The 17,248-nt window shown below is 58.3% G+C and carries 14 protein-coding genes and 5 pseudogenes; 12 read left to right on the top strand and 7 right to left on the bottom strand.

From position 1 onward, the window contains the following. Nucleotides 1-116: 116 nt before the first annotated feature. The 5 genes and pseudogenes from P3T22_RS31600 to P3T22_RS31580 form a co-directional block, all read left to right on the top strand. A complete protein-coding gene (locus tag P3T22_RS31600) occupies nt 117-1,073 on the top strand; it encodes a LysR family transcriptional regulator (protein WP_063499408.1) in 957 nt (318 codons plus the stop codon). A gap of 375 nt (nt 1,074-1,448) precedes the next feature. Beyond that, complete coding sequence (locus P3T22_RS31595) at nt 1,449-1,964, top strand: MaoC/PaaZ C-terminal domain-containing protein (RefSeq protein ID WP_429327083.1); 516 nt, start codon at nt 1,449-1,451, stop codon at nt 1,962-1,964. 30 nt (nt 1,965-1,994) lie between these two features. Then, a complete protein-coding gene (locus P3T22_RS31590) occupies nt 1,995-2,858 on the top strand; it encodes a 3-keto-5-aminohexanoate cleavage protein (protein ID WP_063499407.1) in 864 nt (287 codons plus the stop codon). A gap of 347 nt (nt 2,859-3,205) precedes the next feature. Then, the gene (locus tag P3T22_RS31585) at nt 3,206-4,564 is read left to right on the top strand and encodes an MFS transporter (protein ID WP_063499406.1); all 1,359 of its coding nucleotides are present in this window, start codon (nt 3,206-3,208) and stop codon (nt 4,562-4,564) included. A 187-nt stretch (nt 4,565-4,751) separates the two neighbouring features. Then, nucleotides 4,752-4,898, top strand: a pseudogene (locus P3T22_RS31580) (porin); the annotation flags it as partial. 36 nt (nt 4,899-4,934) lie between these two features. Here P3T22_RS31580 and P3T22_RS31575 read toward each other — a convergent pair. Continuing rightward, nucleotides 4,935-5,906 (bottom strand): LysR family transcriptional regulator, encoded by a 972-nt coding sequence (locus P3T22_RS31575; protein ID WP_429327082.1) that lies wholly within the window; start codon nt 5,904-5,906, stop codon nt 4,935-4,937. Nucleotides 5,907-6,144: 238 nt separating this feature from the next. Here P3T22_RS31575 and P3T22_RS31570 point away from each other — a divergent pair. Together P3T22_RS31570 and P3T22_RS31565 are read left to right on the top strand one after the other, a co-directional pair. Next, nucleotides 6,145-6,554 (top strand): annotated as a pseudogene (locus P3T22_RS31570) (IS6 family transposase); the annotation flags it as partial. Nucleotides 6,555-6,657: 103 nt separating this feature from the next. Beyond that, nucleotides 6,658-7,791: an NADH:flavin oxidoreductase/NADH oxidase gene (locus P3T22_RS31565; RefSeq protein WP_063499403.1), complete on the top strand. Its 1,134-nt coding sequence runs from the start codon at nt 6,658-6,660 to the stop codon at nt 7,789-7,791. A 70-nt stretch (nt 7,792-7,861) separates the two neighbouring features. On the opposite strand, the gene P3T22_RS31560 is transcribed toward P3T22_RS31565, so the two are convergent. The 4 genes and pseudogenes from P3T22_RS31560 to P3T22_RS31545 all read right to left on the bottom strand — a co-directional run bounded on the left by P3T22_RS31560 (nt 7,862) and on the right by P3T22_RS31545 (nt 11,055). Beyond that, complete coding sequence (locus tag P3T22_RS31560) at nt 7,862-8,779, bottom strand: LysR family transcriptional regulator (RefSeq protein ID WP_063499402.1); 918 nt, start codon at nt 8,777-8,779, stop codon at nt 7,862-7,864. 314 nt (nt 8,780-9,093) lie between these two features. Beyond that, a complete protein-coding gene (locus tag P3T22_RS31555; RefSeq protein WP_256390502.1) occupies nt 9,094-9,507 on the bottom strand; it encodes a DoxX family protein in 414 nt (137 codons plus the stop codon). Nucleotides 9,508-9,690: 183 nt separating this feature from the next. Further along, a pseudogene (gene wrbA / locus P3T22_RS31550) lies at nt 9,691-10,284 on the bottom strand (NAD(P)H:quinone oxidoreductase); the annotation flags it as partial. Between the two features lie 48 nt (nt 10,285-10,332). Further along, nucleotides 10,333-11,055, bottom strand: coding sequence for a pirin family protein (locus tag P3T22_RS31545; RefSeq protein WP_063499401.1), 723 nt, complete (start codon nt 11,053-11,055; stop codon nt 10,333-10,335). 518 nt (nt 11,056-11,573) lie between these two features. Between P3T22_RS31545 and wrbA (P3T22_RS31540) the strand changes: the two genes are divergently transcribed. After that, the gene (gene wrbA / locus P3T22_RS31540) at nt 11,574-12,179 is read left to right on the top strand and encodes an NAD(P)H:quinone oxidoreductase (RefSeq protein ID WP_063499400.1); all 606 of its coding nucleotides are present in this window, start codon (nt 11,574-11,576) and stop codon (nt 12,177-12,179) included. On the opposite strand, the pseudogene P3T22_RS31535 reads toward wrbA (P3T22_RS31540), so the two are convergent. Next, a pseudogene (locus P3T22_RS31535) lies at nt 12,131-12,391 on the bottom strand (DDE-type integrase/transposase/recombinase); the annotation flags it as partial. The gene wrbA (P3T22_RS31540) and the pseudogene P3T22_RS31535 overlap by 49 nt on opposite strands. A gap of 354 nt (nt 12,392-12,745) precedes the next feature. Between P3T22_RS31535 and P3T22_RS31530 the strand changes: the two are divergent. After that, entirely contained in the window at nt 12,746-13,510 is a 765-nt protein-coding gene (locus P3T22_RS31530) for an alpha/beta hydrolase family protein (RefSeq protein WP_063499399.1), read from the top strand. 213 nt (nt 13,511-13,723) lie between these two features. Here P3T22_RS31530 and P3T22_RS31525 read toward each other — a convergent pair whose 3' ends face one another. After that, nucleotides 13,724-14,938 carry an MFS transporter gene (locus tag P3T22_RS31525; RefSeq protein ID WP_429327081.1) on the bottom strand — a complete coding sequence of 405 codons (1,215 nt, stop codon included), beginning with the start codon at nt 14,936-14,938 and terminating at the stop codon, nt 13,724-13,726. 338 nt (nt 14,939-15,276) lie between these two features. Here P3T22_RS31525 and P3T22_RS31520 point away from each other — a divergent pair, with 338 nt between their 5' ends. From P3T22_RS31520 to P3T22_RS31510, 3 genes and pseudogenes are all read left to right on the top strand, one after another. Further along, a complete protein-coding gene (locus P3T22_RS31520) occupies nt 15,277-15,849 on the top strand; it encodes a carboxymuconolactone decarboxylase family protein (protein WP_063499397.1) in 573 nt (190 codons plus the stop codon). Between the two features lie 187 nt (nt 15,850-16,036). After that, nucleotides 16,037-16,828, top strand: coding sequence for a TauD/TfdA dioxygenase family protein (locus tag P3T22_RS31515; protein WP_429327080.1), 792 nt, complete (start codon nt 16,037-16,039; stop codon nt 16,826-16,828). A 268-nt stretch (nt 16,829-17,096) separates the two neighbouring features. After that, nucleotides 17,097-17,248 (top strand): annotated as a pseudogene (locus P3T22_RS31510) (alkene reductase); the annotation flags it as partial.

The raw sequence follows: 17,248 nt of genomic DNA, 5'->3' as shown, positions 1-17,248 counted from the left end.
GTTGACTAGTCTGAGTGAATGTTAAAGTTCGCTAACCTGTACGACTAGGCGATAATTGGCATGACCGTTCAACGTATTCCGTTTAAGACCCATTTGCGAAATCAAGGGAGAGAACGATGGATCTGGAAAAAGTCGAGTGTTTCCTTCAGGTTGCTGAATATGGCAGCATAAACCGTGCTGCACTCGAACTGGACATGACTCAGCCTGCGCTTTCGCGGCGCATCGCCGCCTTGGAACACGAACTGGGTGTACGGTTGCTGACTCGTGATGCGCACGGTGTGAAGTTGACGGATGCAGGAGAAAAACTTGTACGGGGTGCACCGCCGATCTTGAGGCGGGCCCAGCTCTTGCGCAGTGAAATCGGGCATCAGCCACAGGCTCAGGTGGCTATCGGTCTGCCATTGTCCATGCACAAGCTAATTACGGTGCCGTTCACCGTGGAGACCATCGCACAGCAGCCGACCGTTAAGCTACAGGTCTTCGAAGCCTTTAACCATCATCTTCGCGAATGGACGGAGCAGGGGCTCGTCGACGCGTCGATCATGCATTTTTCCGAAAGGCCGCTGCCTAAAACGGTGCAAACGCCCCTGGTACGGGAACAGCTTCTTCTGGTCGCCCCCGCCGATCACGGTCTTCAGCCGGATACGCCGATTACAGCTGATCGGATCGGCTCGATCCCGCTCGCTCTCCCGGGGCGCCCGAACATTATACGAAACAGCGTGGTCGGATATCTTAAGCGCCACGGCCAGACTTTTATCCGTGCCGCGGAAGTCGAGACGCTCGGACTGTGCCTTGCGCTTGTAAAAAACAGGCTGGGATATACAGTCGTACCCTACTGTGCCCTCCATGAATGCCCAGATTTGGACATGCTGTCCTTTGCTCCGATCAAGGGGCTATTCATTACGTGGTCGATCTTCCGCAGCGAAGAACGCCGGCATAGCGTGGGCTTGCAGCAAGTGACCAAGGCGCTGGAGGAGAGGGTGCTGCACGAGGTGCGCAGTCAGCGCTGGCGCTTTGCCTCGTCGATGAGTGAAGCGGGAAACAGTTTCGCCGCAATGGAAGTTGTGGATTAGTCTGGAGCGTGTTCACACTGCCTTCGTCCATCGACGAAGGGCGCGAAATTGATGAAGGCGATGAACATTAGTTAACTCCGCCGCAAGGTGCTTACAAGCGCTATCCCTGCGCGGATGCGGGTAAACCTGACCACGCCCTTCGGCTTACCCGTTGCCAGTTCTCAATTCGGTCAGCTCGACACTGTAACCGATTCGCCCTCGCCATTTGCACCAAAACCCATAGCATCTTGGTATGCAATGAACGGGTAACGACCATCTCGATATTTATATTGAGAATCGATATCCGTGTCCTTACCATGTGTTCACAAGCCAGCCGCTCCTAACGGCAGACTCGCAGTAGGGCGAAAATTTCATCATAAACAACTCGGTATTTATATGTCGGACGCCTATCAAATTAATGCACGCGATGCGCTTCCAGAGGTGAATGCAGTACGGCCGGAAAAAATTGACTTGTTTTGGGAAGACTTTCAGCCAGGGCACTCCTTTGCATGCGGTCAGCGCAAAGTCACAAAGGAAGAGATCGTCGGCTTTGCCAACCAGTACGACCCTCAGCCGTTTCATCTGGACGAGGCTTTCTGTGCCGGGACTATCTATGGCGGGCTGATCGCCAGTGGAGGTCATGTATGGGCGATCTGCATGGGCTTGGTGGTGCGGTCTGTATTCAACCGCTCGGCAAACATGGGTTCCCCGGGTTTGGACTATTTGCGGTGGCATCGGCCATTGCGACCGGGGGACCTGGTCCGCGCTGTGGTTACTGTCGTAAGCGCAGAACCATCGTCCCGGCCGCTCACCGGTAAGCTGAAGCTCAGTTTCGAGCTACGGAATCATCGTGAAGAAGTGCTGATGAGCGCATTGGTTAACGTATTGATGGGTCGGAAAACCAACGTCTAGAAGCTTAATATTTTCACCAAAGAGATCAACATGGAACGCAAAGTAATAGTGACGGTTGCACCAACCAGTAATTTTCAGGGAAAGGAGGCTAATCCGGCGTTGCCGATCCAACCTGACGAAGTAGCGCAGTCAGTATATGAAGCCTATAACGCGGGGGCATCGCTGGCGCATATGCATGCACGCGATATCAATGGTATCCAAACCAACGACCCCGAAGTCTTCAAGGACATCAATCAGCGGGTCCGCGATAAGTGCAGCATCATCATCCAGAACAGCATCGCGCCGGCGCTGGGCCCGAACCCGAACAGCGCGGACGATGGACTGGCTGTACTCGACGCGCTGCCCGAAATGGCATCTTTGGATATGGGTATATCCGTTATTTCCGCGCACGGTAAAGACATCATTATCGAATGGACGCGCAACTTTCTGCGCAAGGCCGCAAGGATGATGGACGAGCGTAATATCAAGCCGGAGCTGGAGATCTTCAACGATTCCCAACTCGACGACGCGATCATGCTGATTAACGAAGGCGTGTTGAAGCCGCCCTTTTCATTCAGCTTTGTTATGGGAATGAATCGGGTTAACCAGGGCGCTGTCGCGTACAGTCCTCAACGCATCGCGAATTATGTTGCGATGCTTCCCTCAAACACTCGGTTCTCAACGCTGGGGATTGGCCCCAACCAACTTCCTGCCGCCTTAACGTCGGTGCTCATGGGGGGGAATGCTCGCGTTGGTTTCGAGGACAACATCTACTACAGCAAAGGGGTGCTTGCCACCAGCAACGCGCAACTCGTTGAACGTCTGGTGCGTTGCATCCGTGACCTGGGTCTCGAAGTCGCGTCGCCGGCCGAGGCGAGGCTAATGCTTGGCATACCTGCATTGAACGATCGTTAGTAGATCCGCGCACCTCGTGCACGGGTCCACCATTAAAAGAAGCAAGGTCACGCAACTCGTGAAAAACCAATTTAGCCAGATGAGGCGGATCATTGCCGGGCATGACAACGACGGGAAATTCCCGGTGGCATCGCGCACTGAATTGGTCATTGCGCGATATGGTGGTCACTCAAATGATTAGCAATAAAAATTAAAAAGCGAAGAGACGCCTGCTTTCTCCCTATGGGGGGCTGATGGTGATCGGACTCGCCGTCTGTTCGAGAACCGCAAGGATGTCAAGCCGGAGTCGCGGGTTGACGCCGAAGCGCTGTTGCCTACGCTCACATATGGAAATCAAGGAGAGTTTCATGCGGGAAATCGAGTTGCACGCACTTGCCGATGACGCCAAGCTGAATCGCCTGCACTATGTCGTTTTGTTTTGGTGCGCGCTAGTCATTGTATTCGATGGCTACGATCTGGCAATTGCCGGTATTGCGTTGCCGTCAATCATGAAAGCAATGGCCGTCAATCCGGCCACGGTCGGCTTCATGGTGAGTTCCGCTTTCTTCGGGATAATGTTCGGCAACATCGTCGTCGGAACTGTCGCCGATCGGATTGGACGTCGATGGGCGACTGCGCTCAGCCTGACGATGTTCAGTGTCTTTACCGCGGTAGCCGGGATCGCTGCGAGTCCGATGGCATTTTGTATCGCCCGGTTCTTCGCGGGCGTCGGCATCGGCGGCGTGATGCCGAACGTCATCGCGCAGATGACGGAGTATTCGCCCCGGCGCGTGCGCAGCATGATGGTCACCTTGGCGTTTGTTGGCTACTCGGTCGGCGGCATGCTGGCAGCCGCGTTGGGGAAAGGGATGATCGAGCGCTATGGCTGGCCTTCGGTGTTCATTGCCGCGGGCGTGCCGGTGCTCATCGTGCCGCTCCTGCTGGCATGGATGCCGGAGTCGATGGCGCACCTGATCAAGTGCGGCAATACGAAGAAACTGGCGCGCATCGCGCATTACCTCGACCCAGACTACCAGCCGCGCGACGGCGATCGGTTCGTCATGCGGAGCGAAGACAAGGCTGCCAACGCGCCTATCCGGCATCTTTTCACCGAAGGCCGGGGACTCAGCACGATCATGTTCTGGATCGCCAATTTCATGTGCCTCTTTATGGCTTATGCCCTCAGTTCGTGGTTGACGAAACTGATGGCGAGCGCTGGCTATAGCCTGGGATCCGCGATGACGTTCGTGTTCGTCCTGAACTTCGGCGCAATAATCGGCGCGGTCTGCGGTGGGTGGCTTGCGGACAAATTTCACATCAAGACTGTGCTCGTGTTCATGTATCTGCTCGCGGCCGTATCGATCTCACTGCTGGGCTACAAAGTGCCGACCGGCTTGCTGTTCGTGCTGGTCGGTCTCGCCGGCGCCTCAACGATTGGCACGCAAATCGTCAATTTCGCTTACGCAGGCCAGTTCTATCCGATGGCTGTGCGTTCAACCGGTATTGGCTGGGCCCTGGGCGTCGGTCGCAGCGGGGCCATTCTTGCGCCGATCCTGATCGGCGTGCTTGTGGGGATGGACCTGCCTTTGAAGCAAAACTTCATGACGATCGGTCTGCCCGCACTAGCCGCAGCGATCGCGGTCGGGTTGATCGATCACCGGCGATCGGCCTCGCACCACACCGAGCATCTGAGTTCGGGAAGCCACCAGCGGGCTACGCAGGGATAGCCGCCTCGCGCCCGCCGGATGCGGCGGGCGTTTCCACTGTGCCCTGAATGGGTCTCTTGCCATGCGTGGGAAGTTTGCACACCGACGGGGGGCGCCTCATGCGAAAGCAGGCGCGGCCATTCAACTCACGTCCATGGCCTTCGACGAAAGCGGGCTCCCCGCTCTGCCAGTCGCGCAGCATGACCACCTGCTATCGAAGCGCACCATGGTGTACACGTCGGTCGGGTACATGTTCAACAGCAAGCTGGCTGCCAATCCGGTTGCAGTTGCCGGTACTGTCGGAGCTGGCATGGATCAGCTTGGCGCCATGGCCGGTCTGCAGCAGAAGTTCTGATGCTCCAGCCGGGATGCCGGGTCTGGCTGGAAGTGCCTAACAGATTCTGGAGAGAGGTGTGTTCCCGTTGTCCTCACTATTATCCTGGGGCCGCCAGATCAGTTCAGCACCTTGCCACATTCCGCTGTCAATTCGCATGGAAATCAGGCGCAGCATGCGCCGCCATGCGATAGCGACGGTGCCGGAATTCATTCGATTCCGGTTTATAGCGACAACCCACGTCAGAACCATGCCTCGTATGGGAGCCGCGCAAACTTGACTACGTAATGGGTGCTCGAACAAGGCGCAAAACGGCATGACACTATACCCCAGTCCGCGCACCACCAAATCCAGACATAGGGGCAGCGTCTCCGCTTCCGCGGCGTTGAGGTATCTGCGGTCAATGCGCCGCAGCTGGCTCTCGACCATCTGGCGGACGACGTTGGGCCGTCCTGGCATGACCATTCTTAAGTCAGCGATCTCGGATGCCGTCACGAACCGGTCAAGTTCAAGGCCCGACTTTGCGTTACCAACTAAATACAGCTGTTCGCGGAGTAGCGGAGCCTCCTCGTACAGGGGGGACGCTATAGGGGAAAACGCGACGACGCACAAATCCGGTAAGCCGTTCCGCATCGTCTCCCGCAGGACATTATTAATGCCCTCGTAAGCGCGAACCTTAATATCCGGATGCTCCATCACAATTTCCGCGATCAGGGGAGAAGTCACGCTTCTCTGCATTGAAAGGGGCATTGCGAAGTTCACGGTCCCGAGCGTCTTGGCACCTACCTCCTCTCGCAAAATCTCCGCCTGCAGCAAAAGAGTTCGAGCTTGTTCGGCCAGCTCGGCGCCGGCGTCCGAGAGCTTTACACCAGACGAATCTCTCAGAAACAGCTGAACGTTCAATTCGTGCTCCAAGGCACCCATGTGCCGGGAAAGCGCGGATTGAGAGAGGGCGAGATCCATCGCTGCCCGACTGATGCTGCCGAATTCGGCCACACGGAGAAAATACTCAAGCAGGCGCAATTCCATCGATGTGCTGTTCCGTTGACTGGCGACATATCAAGATACTGCCCGCGGGGCGCAGTTGGCTATTGGTAGAAGCGCTTGTGCCAAGCGGCCCCCAGGAGAGGTGGTCCGTTCGGATCGTCATGCACTCCAGGAATAGCTACTATTCCTCATCGCAGCCTTCTGCGAAAGCGGTAGTCCTGCCAGACTGACCCCTGCCGTATCTGACTCCCCATCGCCATGGCCACTTTTACCTTGTACGTACAGCACCGTCGACAAGGCCGGCAACACCATCGATTTCCTGCTGCGGGCCCATCGGGACATGGCTGCGGCGAAGCGTTACTTCGAAAAAATCGATCGCTCATAACGGCGAACCCGAGACGGTGACGATTGATGAAAGTGGCGCCAATCTGGCTAGCCTCGAGGCCATCAACGCCGAACGGGAAATACCCACCAGTATCCGGCAGACGAAGTGCCTAAACAACATCATCGAGCAGGACCACCGAGCGATCAAGCGGCGCACTCGCGCGATGCTCGGGTTCAAGAATTTTTCGTGGCGCCCGGATCCTCCTGTCTGGCATCGAAGTGACGCATATGATCAGGAAGGGGCAGATGAAGGACGATGGCGTTGCGCGAACCGCCGCCGAGCAGTTCTATTTGCTGGAGATATAAGCAGTACGATACATATCGGGACCGTCTCGTCCTCTCATTTTTATCGCGGCAAAACCTGCCGCGGTCTTCGACCTCACGTTCAACATTTCCTATTGGGATTGTCATGTCCGCAATGCTTTTCACACCCCTCGACGTCGGCGCAGTCCGCCTGCAAAACCGGATTGTCGTATCGCCAATGTGCCAGTACAGCGCCGTGGACGGCCGTGCCAACAACTGGCACCTCATGAACCTCATGCAGCTTGGAATTTCTGGGGCCGGCCTGATCATGCTCGAAGCAACGGCCATCGAGCCCCATGCCAGAATTACCTATGGTTGCCTGGGTCTTTATGACGATGCTTCAGAACAGGCACTTGGGCGCGTCATGGGGGCCGCGCGAGCAGTAGCTCCGGCGGGTACGCGTTGGGGGATTCAGCTTGGGCATGCCGGACGTAAGTCGTCCGCGCAGCGTCCGTGGGAAGGGCGTGGAGCGCTCGGACCAAACGAACAGCCGTGGACGACGGAAGGACCATCAGCCATTCCGTTTGTCGCGGGTTGGCATACGCCGCACGAGATGACGACACAGGACATCGTCAGGGTAAAAGCGAGCTTTGTCGCATCCGCGCTGCGCGTCGTCCGCCTGGGTTTCGACGTTGTGGAGATTCACGCGGCTCACGGTTATCTGCTGCATCAGTTTTTCTCGCCCCTTGCTAATCGGCGCCAGGACGAGTACGGCGGTAGTCTCGAGAATCGCATGCGCTTCGCGTTGGAGATCGCCGAAGCTGTGGGGGACGTACTGCCTCCGAATGTGGCACTCGGGTTTCGCGTTACCGGAACGGATTGGCTGCCCGGCGGGATCACCATCGACGAAGCGTCGGCGCTGTCGAGTGCGCTCAAACAACGTGGTGTGGCCTACGTATGCCTCTCATCGGGCGGCGTGGCGCCCGCCAACATTCCCGTCACCCCAGGATACCAGACTCACCTTGCCGCGGAGGTGAAAGCGCGTAGCGGCGCAGTGACTCGGGCGGTCGGCATGATCGTCGAGCCGCAACAGGCTGAAGCAATACTCGCCGAAGGGCAGGCGGATTTCGTGGCGCTGGGGCGTGCCTTCATCGACGACCCTCGCTGGGTGTGGCATGCAGCCGAGCAACTCGGTGCGGTCGACCAGATCCACTACCCCCCGCAGTACGAGCGTGGTGGCGCACCCAACTGGCAGGGCGCAGCGATTCTGCGCCCCCGCGAACACGCGGCGAGTGTCTGATCGAGGAGGATACGCCGCCTACCGCCCATGTCAGCGGATCAAGATATTCAGTGGGCTTGCATGGGCGCGGTCAAGCGCGCTGAGGGCGACGGGAGACCGGTTGGGCAACTGTGCCGGCAAGGCGTTCCTGTAGGAACGAGAGGAACGTTCGCATGGCGAGTGAGCTCTGGCGATGCTGCGGGTACACCGCACTCAGCTGGAGTGGCGGCGGAACAAACGATTCGAGAACAGGGATGAGCGCTCCCTCTTCAATAGCCGGGCCAACGATGAAGTACGGGAGCAGGGCAATCCCTGAATCGGCAACCGCGGCGTCCCTGACCAGCTCACCATTGTTTGCAATGAGCATCCCCTTTACTTCGAACATCTGACGGTTGCCATCGATTGCGAACTCCCATCCCGTGGTGCTCTCCTTTCCGTAGAGAAGGCACGTGTGGTGGACAAGCTCGCCAGGAGACGCGGGAATTCCGTATTCCTTTGCGTAGGCGGGGCTGCAGCACGCCGTCGTCCGCAGGTCTCCAAGGCGTGAGGCGATGAGCGTGGAATCTGCCAGCGGACCGATTCTCAATGCGAGGTCAAACCCTTCGCCGATAAGGTCGGAACGGCGATCGCTGAGGTCGACGTTGAGCTGCACACGGGGATGCAGCTTCATGAACTCGATAATCAGCGGCGACAGGTGGCGCATGCCAAAGGAAAGGGGCGCGCTGATGCGCAGGGCGCCGTGCAGCACACCATGTCGCTCGGAGATGGCCTCCTCGGCGTTCGAGACGGCCTCGATAATTCGCTGTGCGTGGTCATAGAATTCGCGCCCCCGTTCCGTGACTGTGAGCTTGCGAGTGTTTCGGACCAGAAGGCGAACGCCGAGCGTCTCTTCGAGTGCTGCCATGCGCCGGCTGACGTATTGCTTTGATTGCTGCAACTGGTCCGCTGCCGCGGTAAAGCTGCCTGCGTTAACCGTGGCAACGAATATTCGAACGTCCTCAAGTTGCATGGGTGTCAACCAATCTGTGACTCAGAGTAGTCGCTATGATACTTGAAGCAGCCTCGCATCGACGTAGGCTGCCGTACTTCTTCAGTGCTATCCAGAGGACGATGCAGTGAGCGGATTCGCCGCGGGCATTGGCGGCGGTCCATAAGCATCGGAACTTCACGCGCGTCGCAGAGGCGTTGGACGTTTCGAAGGCGTCGCTCAGCATCATGGGCTGGAAACCGGCGCGTCTGATGGCAACAGAACGCACGCAGGCGTCCCACGCGGGAATGCCGCGTGGGACGCCTGCGGGTGTCATGTACTGCCGGACTTGCCGGCTACTTCTTGTCGAAGGAGAAACGGCCGGGACCGGAGGCCGCGAGCAGAAGCAGGCCGCCCATGATGCTGATGTTCTTGTAGAAGTTAATCATGTTCGCGTACTGCTCCATACCGCTCATCGTCCAGTAGTGGTGACCGATCAATGCAGTGCCGAGCGTGTACAGGCCGAGCAGCAGAGCCAGCGGCCGGGTATAGAAGCCCACGGCGATGAGTAACCCAACGGCCAGCTCCATAATCACGGCGACCGCCGCCGCAAGGCCCGGAGCCGGGCTGCCGACGCTTGCCATGTACCCAATGGTGCCGCTGAACCCGGTCAGCTTCTGCCACCCGAACAGGAGGAAGAGGACCATCATCAGAACACGGGAGACGAGCAGCGCCGTATCGCTGTTTCTGCTCAACCAGCTCTCCGGCACGTGACTGTTGTTTGCAGCGTTCGCGCGCTTTGGCTCCGCGCGTACTGCTTCTTTGCGTCCTTCATTTTCGCGGCTCGCACGCGTCGTACTCGTCGACTCGACTTTGCTGGTTGCGGAAGCGGTCTTGCCAGCCGGGTTGGCCGCCGCCTGGGTCGAAGTCGCATTCTGAGGCGGCTGCACGGTGAGGCGCGCAGCGAGAGTTGCGATGTATGTCCCTTGGTATCGCGCGATGTCCAACTCGTTCGCGCTGGGTTGACGGCTGCCGTCTGCGCCTGCGAGCGTCGTGGCACCGTACGGCGAGCCGCCGGTGATTTCGTCCATCTTGGTGAGGCCCTGACACGCATAGGGAACACCGACGATTGCCATGCCATGGTGGAGGAGCGTGGTATGGAACGAGCGTAGCGTCGTTTCCTGTCCACCGTGTTGAGTGCCGGTCGAGATGAACACGCTCGCCAGCTTGCCAACCAATGCTCCCTTTGCCCAGAGAGCTCCAGTCTGGTCGAGGAAATTGCGCATCTGCGCCGCCACATCTCCGAAGCGCGTAGGCGTACCGAAGATGATGGCGTCGTACTCGGCGAGTTCAGCGACGGTTGCAATCTCCGCCTTCTGGTTCATTTTGATGCCAGCATCCTTCGCCTGCTCAGCGGGGATGGTCTCGGGAACACGCTTCATCGTGACCTGTGTGCCGTTGATGGAGCGGGCACCTTCTGCGACGGCTTGCGCAAGTTTTTCGACGTGACCGTACGACGAGTAATAAAGAACAAGAATCTTCGACATGCTGCTTTCTCAAGGTATTGCGCCACAAGTGTTGCGGCGCTGGGCTATTTAACCGCGGATGGTTTTATCGAGCGGACGCAGGTCGAACAAGAGGACCTCTGCGTTTTCGCCTTCTGTGAATTCGAGTGCTGATTCCGCATGAATCCTCGCGCCATCACCCTCTTGAAGAGTCGAGCCGTTCAGCTTCACCGAACCACTTGCGATGTGCACGTAGGCATACCTGCCCTGTGCGAGGTGATATGTGGCGCGTTCGTCCTTGTCGAGCAGCCCCGCATAGATACGGGTGTCCTGTCTGATGACGAGCGACTCATCGGAGCCGTCCGGCGAGGCGATGAGTCGAAGTCGACCGCGCTTTTCGGCGCTGGGGATGTTCCTCTGCTGGTAGAGCGGCTTTCCGCCATGCTCGGCCGGGACGACCCAAATCTGGAGAAAATGCACTCGCTCGCGATTCGAATGGTTGAACTCGCTATGAGTCACGCCGGAGCCTGCGCTCATGAGCTGTACATCTCCAGGCACGATGACTGAACCAGTGCCCATGGAGTCGCGATGTTCAAGGGCGCCTTCGAGCACGTAGGAGAGAATCTCCATATCGCGATGAGGATGGGTGCCAAAGCCCTGAGATGGTGCTACCCGGTCGTCGTTGATGACGAGCAAATCGGAGTAGCCGAGTTGCTTGGGGTCATAGTAGCTTGCGAACGAAAAGGTATGGCGTGAGCTGAGCCATCCGTGTTCTGCGCGGCCTCGTTCACTGGCCGCTCTTACTTGAATCATCGTGTACTCCTTGAGCGATGGTGGTACGAAGTGATCCGAAGTTTACGTGAACGCTTCGCGCGAACAAGCAGGTACGCTGATATTCACAGTCGCAATTTTGTTGACGCAACCAGGGCGTGACGGCTCGGCGCCGCAAACTCAATGAAAAGTTGCGTGGTGCTTGCCAAATGGCCTTTCGTCAACTAAAACGCGACAGAAAGTAACGCGAGACGCAATTGACTCCCGACGGTGTTCGCGTAAGCTTCCTGGGTATCGCTCGCTGTCTTCGGCATGCATGCGGGACCTTACCGATGAAGCGTGAAGGCGCGGGTATCGGCGAACCTGCTGCAGCAAGTCCTCGGCGGTAGAACCGACGTCATAGGTTTTAACTCTGTCGAGTCATGAGCATCAACAACGCGATGCTGGCGGTGCGAACGGTGCGCTTCTGCGCACTCGCAGCGCTACGCACGGCATTGCAGTGCGCCGGACAGCGGTGCTAATCGACCTTTTAGGTCGCCTTGTAAACCTGGAGAACCCAAATGACCAAAATTCTGGTGCTGTATTACTCGTCCTACGGACACATCGAAACGATGGCGAACGCTATCGCTGAAGGCGTGAAATCAGTCGCTGGCGCGACCGTGACGCTCAAGCGCGTGCCCGAGACGATTCCCGCCGAGCAGGCGAAGGCGACCGGCATCAAGCTGAACCAGTCTGCACCCGTTGCGACGGTCGATGAACTCGCGGACTACGACGCCATTATCTTCGGTACGCCGACCCGCTTCGGTAACATGGCCGCGCAAATGCGCAACTTCCTGGACCAAACCGGCGCCCTGTGGATGAAGGGCGCGCTGGTCGGCAAGATTGGCAGCGTGTTCGTTTCCACCGGCACGCAGCATGGCGGCCAGGAGACTACGATTTCGTCGTTCCACACCACGCTCTTCCACCACGGCATGGTTGTCGTCGGTGTGCCGTACGCATGTGCTGGCCTCACGAAGATGGACGAAATCACCGGCGGCACGCCTTACGGTGCGACGACGCTCGCCGGCGCAGACGGCAGCCGTCAACCCAGCGCGAACGAACTGGACATCGCACGCTATCAAGGTAAGCACGTCACCGAGCTGGCGGCCAAGCTCGTGTCCCGATAGACGTAGAATTGATCGGCGGCGGACGGATGGATTCCGCGAGCACGCTTCATCTGTCCTTTGGCGATCATATGCATGACTTCGATGCCGCCCGGCAGAATCCGGGCGCAGCGAAAAGACTTGAACCCCAGCATGGGTCGCGTGCGCCGATTGATCGCCGGATGGTCCTGCTCGGCGAGGTCGTTGAGATGTTTGGACTCGCGGATCCGGATCGGCCGACGAAAGAATCTGCTGCAGCCGCCTCAAGGTTCGTTGCTCCAGGACGAATACACAATCACGCGGAACGGTATTTTTCTTTTCGGCATTTATCTTCAAACTTGATTCCATCAACTGAGACATCGTCCCGCTACGTTTTGCCAGGACATGCAGGTTGATGCCGCACATTACGGCAGTTGCTTAGCCCTCCGAACACGCGCAACGATCGATTCGATCACATCATCCTGGCTGGCCGCATGAGCGGCGACCCACACCCTTGAATCAGTGAAGGTGTCACAACGAAGGCGCTGTCTACAAAGACTTCGTCAGCCTTGCGACGGGCACCAAACGGCGAGGGAAACGGAGTAACGAAAATGCTAACCGAGAAGTTGGAATTCCCGGGACCTAACGGCCAGAAACTATCAGGACGCCTCGATAGTCCGGATACGCCCCCGCGCGCCTACGCACTGTTCGCACATTGCTTCACATGCGGAAAAGACATCGTGGCTGCACACCGGATTGCGCAGGCACTTACGGTGCACGGCATAGCCGTCCTTCGGTTCGACTTCACAGGAATCGGTGCAAGCGAAGGTGAGTTTTCCGAGACTAACTTTTCCTCAAACTGCCTCGACCTCATCGCCGCAGCAAACTATTTGCGTACCAGCCACTGTGCTCCAACCCTTATGATCGGGCATAGCCTGGGAGGCGCGGCAGTTCTCGCTTCGGCGTCAAGCATCCCTGAAATTCGCGCGGTCGTAACCATTGCAGCGCCTAGCGACCCGGCGCATGTGACAGGCCAATTTGGCGAGCACCTCTCGCAAATCGATGCGTTCGGTGAAGCACAGATCCGTGTTGCTGGTCGAGTCTTCAAAATAAAACGGCAATTCATCACCGATGTGCACAAACAGCGCCTGGCAGACCGCGTTGCGCAGCTGAAACTGCCTCTAATGGTCATGCACGCACCCGGAGATACAACAGTCGGAATCGAGAATGCCAACGCCATCTTTAAAGCTGCAAAGCACCCCAAGAGCTTTCTCTCTCTGGACAAGGCGGATCATCTGGTCACACAAAAAGAAGACGCGCTTTATATAGCAAATATCATTGCGGCATGGAGCGAGCGCTATCTGGCGGCGAGCTAAAACGTTGCATGTCAAGTGGTATACGGAGGGGTTGTGTCGCAGTAGGAGAGGGACGGTAGAATTCCGGCGATACAACTTTGGGCTTCTGAAGCGGCCGGCCTTTGGGTCATTCAGCTGTCTTGATCACACGGCAGGGCGCGGTTCGACTCCGCGCCCTGCAACCATGTGTCTCTCCAACTTGCCGCGTGCAGGCCACGAGACGGCTGCGCTGGCTTAACTGCGACGCAGTGCATGCGGGCGGCCGATGGCCAGAAAATGCACGAACGCGATGACCGGGAACACGGTGGCAGTGCTCGCTACCAGCGTCCAGCCGCCATGCTCGTACAGGACACTGGCGACCGCGGAGCCGATTGCGCCGCCGGAGAAAATGCTTGTCATGTACAGTGCGTTAAGGCGATTGCGACTTGCCGCTGGCAGGGCATAGATTTCGCGCTGCCCAACGACCATGTTCATCTGTACGGCGAAGTCGAGCACGATACCGGTGACAACGAGCCCGTAGACGCCCCAGGCAGGGTGCACGAGCGCGGGTGCAAAGGACAGGGCGCCAGCTATGAGCGCGATAAAGGTTGCCTGGGTCGAATGGCCAGCGTCAGCGAGGCGGCCCGCCACTGGCGCGGACGTGGCGCCGATCGCGCCGACCAGGGCAAACAGCCCGATAGCGGATTGCGACAATCCATAGTGGCGTGTCAGTTCGATCGGCACTGCCGTCCAGAACAGGCTGAACGACGCGAACATTAACGCCTGATAGACCGAGCGGTGACGCAGCACTGGCGTCGTACGGACGAGATGCAGCAACGAGCCGATGAGTTCGAAGTACGTGGCGCGATGACTGGGCTGATGCTGCGGAATCGTCAGCGTGAGGACAGCGGTGACGAGGGTCATTAGTACAGCGGCGGCTGCGAATACGAAGCGCCAGCCGAAGTAACCGGCCACCACGCTCGAGAGCGGCCGCGACAGCAGAATGCCGAGCAGGAGTCCACCCATGATTGTGCCGACCACACGTCCGCGAGAGTGGTCTGGCGCGAGATGCGCGGCGAGGGGAATCAGGATCTGGACTGCGACCGAGCTGAAACCGATCAGCAACGACATGGCGAGGAACCCGCCCGACGAGTGCATGACGGATGCCCCCGCAAGACTTGCGATCGACACGATGGCAGTGGCGATCATCAGCTTGCGGTTCTCGAGCAGGTCGCCGAGCGGCACAATGAAGAACAGGCCCAGCGCATAGCCGATCTGCGTGAGCGAAACGATGAGGCTAGCTGTTCCGGCGGACATGCGGAGTGCCGGGGCAATCAACTCGGTGATGGGTTGTGCGTAGTAGAGGTTGGCGGCGATCGCTGCGCAACTGAAGGCAAACAGGGCGATTAGCCCCTGTGTGAGCTGGGCGGAGTGCGGGCGTCCGGTGAGCGGGCGCGAGGGAGTAGACATGTTGGTTCCTTGAGCAATGAGATCACTTCAGACCTGAAGGTCTGGTCCAGTGTGCGGGACCCAGGCAAGACCACTTCCGTGACCCCGACTCCGGCGACGCGAGGTGCTGCCATCCGACGTCGACTGTCCAAAGCTTAAGCATTCACCGCGCCGCGCAGAATACGGCTACTGTGCAATCGTCCATTGCGCGCGGCGCAAAGCTGGACGAATCGGACGCCACCAGGCGCGTTCGACCTATGCGTGCCAGGAATGAACGTTATGCCGCAAGGCGGTCTTCTGCGGCATTGGCGCCTCGCGTAGCATCTGCTCATTATCAATTTCACCCAGTGGAGCAGACGATGAGCACCTTCAATTCGTACACCATCGAAACAGCCCCGGCCGCCTCAAAAGCGGGCCTGGAAGACGCAAAAAAGACTTTCGGTTTCGTGCCGAACCTGCAGTCCCACATGGCCGAGTCTCCGGAGCTTCTGGCGGGCTACTCGGCATTGTGGGACCTCTTTGCAAAAAGCACGCTGACGCCACACGAACAGCAGGTCGTCTATCTGACCTCGAACTTCGAGAACAACTGCCATTACTGCATGGCCGGTCATTCCGCTCTCGCGAAGATGATCAAGATGGACGCCGGCGTCATCGCGGCGCTGCGCGAAGGCAAGCCTTTGCCTGACGCGAAGCTTGAAGCGCTGCACCGTTTCGCGACGATCGTCGTTCGCGAACGCGGGTTCGCTTCGGACGCCGATGTCGACGCGTTCCTCGCCGCCGGATATACGCGGCAAAACGTGCTCGAAGTTATCCTCGGCGTGGCAACGAAGGTCATGAGCAACTACACGAATCACATCGTTCATACCCAATACGATCCGTTCATGAAAGGCAACGAATGGACGAAGCCGGTCGACGCGGGCGCGGCGGCCTGATCTGCGTGAACGAAAACGGGGAATGGTCGGTATCGGCCGTTCCCCGCACCCCATCAGCCGGGAGCGTCTCTCCCAGGCGAGCCGCTCTTGCGAAGGTGCGTCGCTTCTTTGACTGGACGTGTCGAGGCACTTAAGGCGGACTTCCAGCGGGAGATATCTGGCACGGCTGCAACAATCGGAGGAAACGATGAAGATCAGCGCGATGCATGCGAGTTTTGGCGCGCGGGTCGAAGAGGTCGATCTGGTCTCGTTGACGCAAAGGGATACCGATCTCTTGCACACGGCACTTCTCGAGCATGGCTTGCTGGCCATACGGAATCAGAAGCTCTCGCCCGCCGATCAGGTCAGGATGTCAGAGATCTTTGGAACCCTTGAGACGTTCCCCCCCGGTGAAGGCCAGTTGGCCGATTCTCCTCAAATTTTCCGCGTGGCTAGCCGTCCTTCCAATGGCCACACAAACGTTGGCCGCTACTGGCATTCCGACGGCTCGTTTCGCGCACAGGCGACGCCCATTTCGATCTGGTATCTGGTTGCACGGCCGGCCGATGGCGGCGAGACGCTATTTACAGATCTGCGGGAAGCCTACAGGACCCTTCCAGACGACCGGAAGGCCTCGATCGATGGCCTCATCACGGTCCATAGAAATGGAGTAGAACACCCGCTCGTCATCCGTCATGCCGCCACCCGCGACCCGTCGCTGTACTTCAATGTCGGCCTTACTCACGGCATCGTTGGCTATACGAACGAAGAGTTCATGGCATTGCGGCACCATCTGAACGAGCACCTTTCTCGCGCAGGCGCTTCTTACGTGCATCATTGGCTCGAAGGCGATGTCGTCATCGCTGACAACTTCAGGGTTGCCCATCGTGCTACGCCGATCTCCATGGATCAGCATCGTATTCTCGATCGAACGACGATACGGGCTGACGGTGTGTTCTGGAGAGACGGCTATTCGCGTGCCGACGCGTCAGAGCGGTGATAGATCGAGTCGACGAGTCGACGGGAGATTCGTGAAGGCCGCGCCACCACCGTGTTCGCGGCCTCTCAGGCGCTCTGCGGATACGCGTATTCAGCCATTTTCAACGGTTCAGGCGGCAGGCTGCGTGTCGAGCTGGGCGCCGTTGCAACCGCGCTTGCCGTTTTCCCTATTCCGTGCCGGAATTCTAATTATCGCTCAGTAGCCTCTACTGCCTGGCGGCGTTTGCAGCCACTATGTCTTCACCCAATACTCTTTTGAGGATGAAATCATGAGCAAGCTTTTCAGCCATACGAAAGTCGGACATTTCCATCTGCAACACCGTGTCGTGCTCGCGCCGCTCACGAGAATGCGAACTGCGCCGGGCAACGTCCCGGGTGATCTCATGGTCGAGTACTACACGCAACGTGCGACGGACGGCGG

It is taken from the genome of Paraburkholderia sp. GAS348 (assembly GCF_050434205.1).
Lineage (GTDB): Bacteria > Pseudomonadota > Gammaproteobacteria > Burkholderiales > Burkholderiaceae > Paraburkholderia.
This window is presented reverse-complemented; position numbering and strand designations above follow the sequence as displayed.

Coding starts and splice junctions, on each gene's coding strand:
- P3T22_RS31600 (WP_063499408.1), top strand. CDS start 117: ATGGATCTGGAAAAAGTCGAGTGTTTCCTTCAGGTTGCTGAATATGGC.
- P3T22_RS31595 (WP_429327083.1), top strand. CDS start 1,449: ATGTCGGACGCCTATCAAATTAATGCACGCGATGCGCTTCCAGAGGTG.
- P3T22_RS31590 (WP_063499407.1), top strand. CDS start 1,995: ATGGAACGCAAAGTAATAGTGACGGTTGCACCAACCAGTAATTTTCAG.
- P3T22_RS31585 (WP_063499406.1), top strand. CDS start 3,206: ATGCGGGAAATCGAGTTGCACGCACTTGCCGATGACGCCAAGCTGAAT.
- P3T22_RS31575 (WP_429327082.1), bottom strand. CDS start 5,906: ATGGAATTGCGCCTGCTTGAGTATTTTCTCCGTGTGGCCGAATTCGGC.
- P3T22_RS31565 (WP_063499403.1), top strand. CDS start 6,658: ATGTCCGCAATGCTTTTCACACCCCTCGACGTCGGCGCAGTCCGCCTG.
- P3T22_RS31560 (WP_063499402.1), bottom strand. CDS start 8,779: ATGCAACTTGAGGACGTTCGAATATTCGTTGCCACGGTTAACGCAGGC.
- P3T22_RS31545 (WP_063499401.1), bottom strand. CDS start 11,055: ATGATTCAAGTAAGAGCGGCCAGTGAACGAGGCCGCGCAGAACACGGA.
- wrbA (WP_063499400.1), top strand. CDS start 11,574: ATGACCAAAATTCTGGTGCTGTATTACTCGTCCTACGGACACATCGAA.
- P3T22_RS31530 (WP_063499399.1), top strand. CDS start 12,746: ATGCTAACCGAGAAGTTGGAATTCCCGGGACCTAACGGCCAGAAACTA.
- P3T22_RS31525 (WP_429327081.1), bottom strand. CDS start 14,938: ATGTCTACTCCCTCGCGCCCGCTCACCGGACGCCCGCACTCCGCCCAG.
- P3T22_RS31520 (WP_063499397.1), top strand. CDS start 15,277: ATGAGCACCTTCAATTCGTACACCATCGAAACAGCCCCGGCCGCCTCA.
- P3T22_RS31515 (WP_429327080.1), top strand. CDS start 16,037: ATGAAGATCAGCGCGATGCATGCGAGTTTTGGCGCGCGGGTCGAAGAG.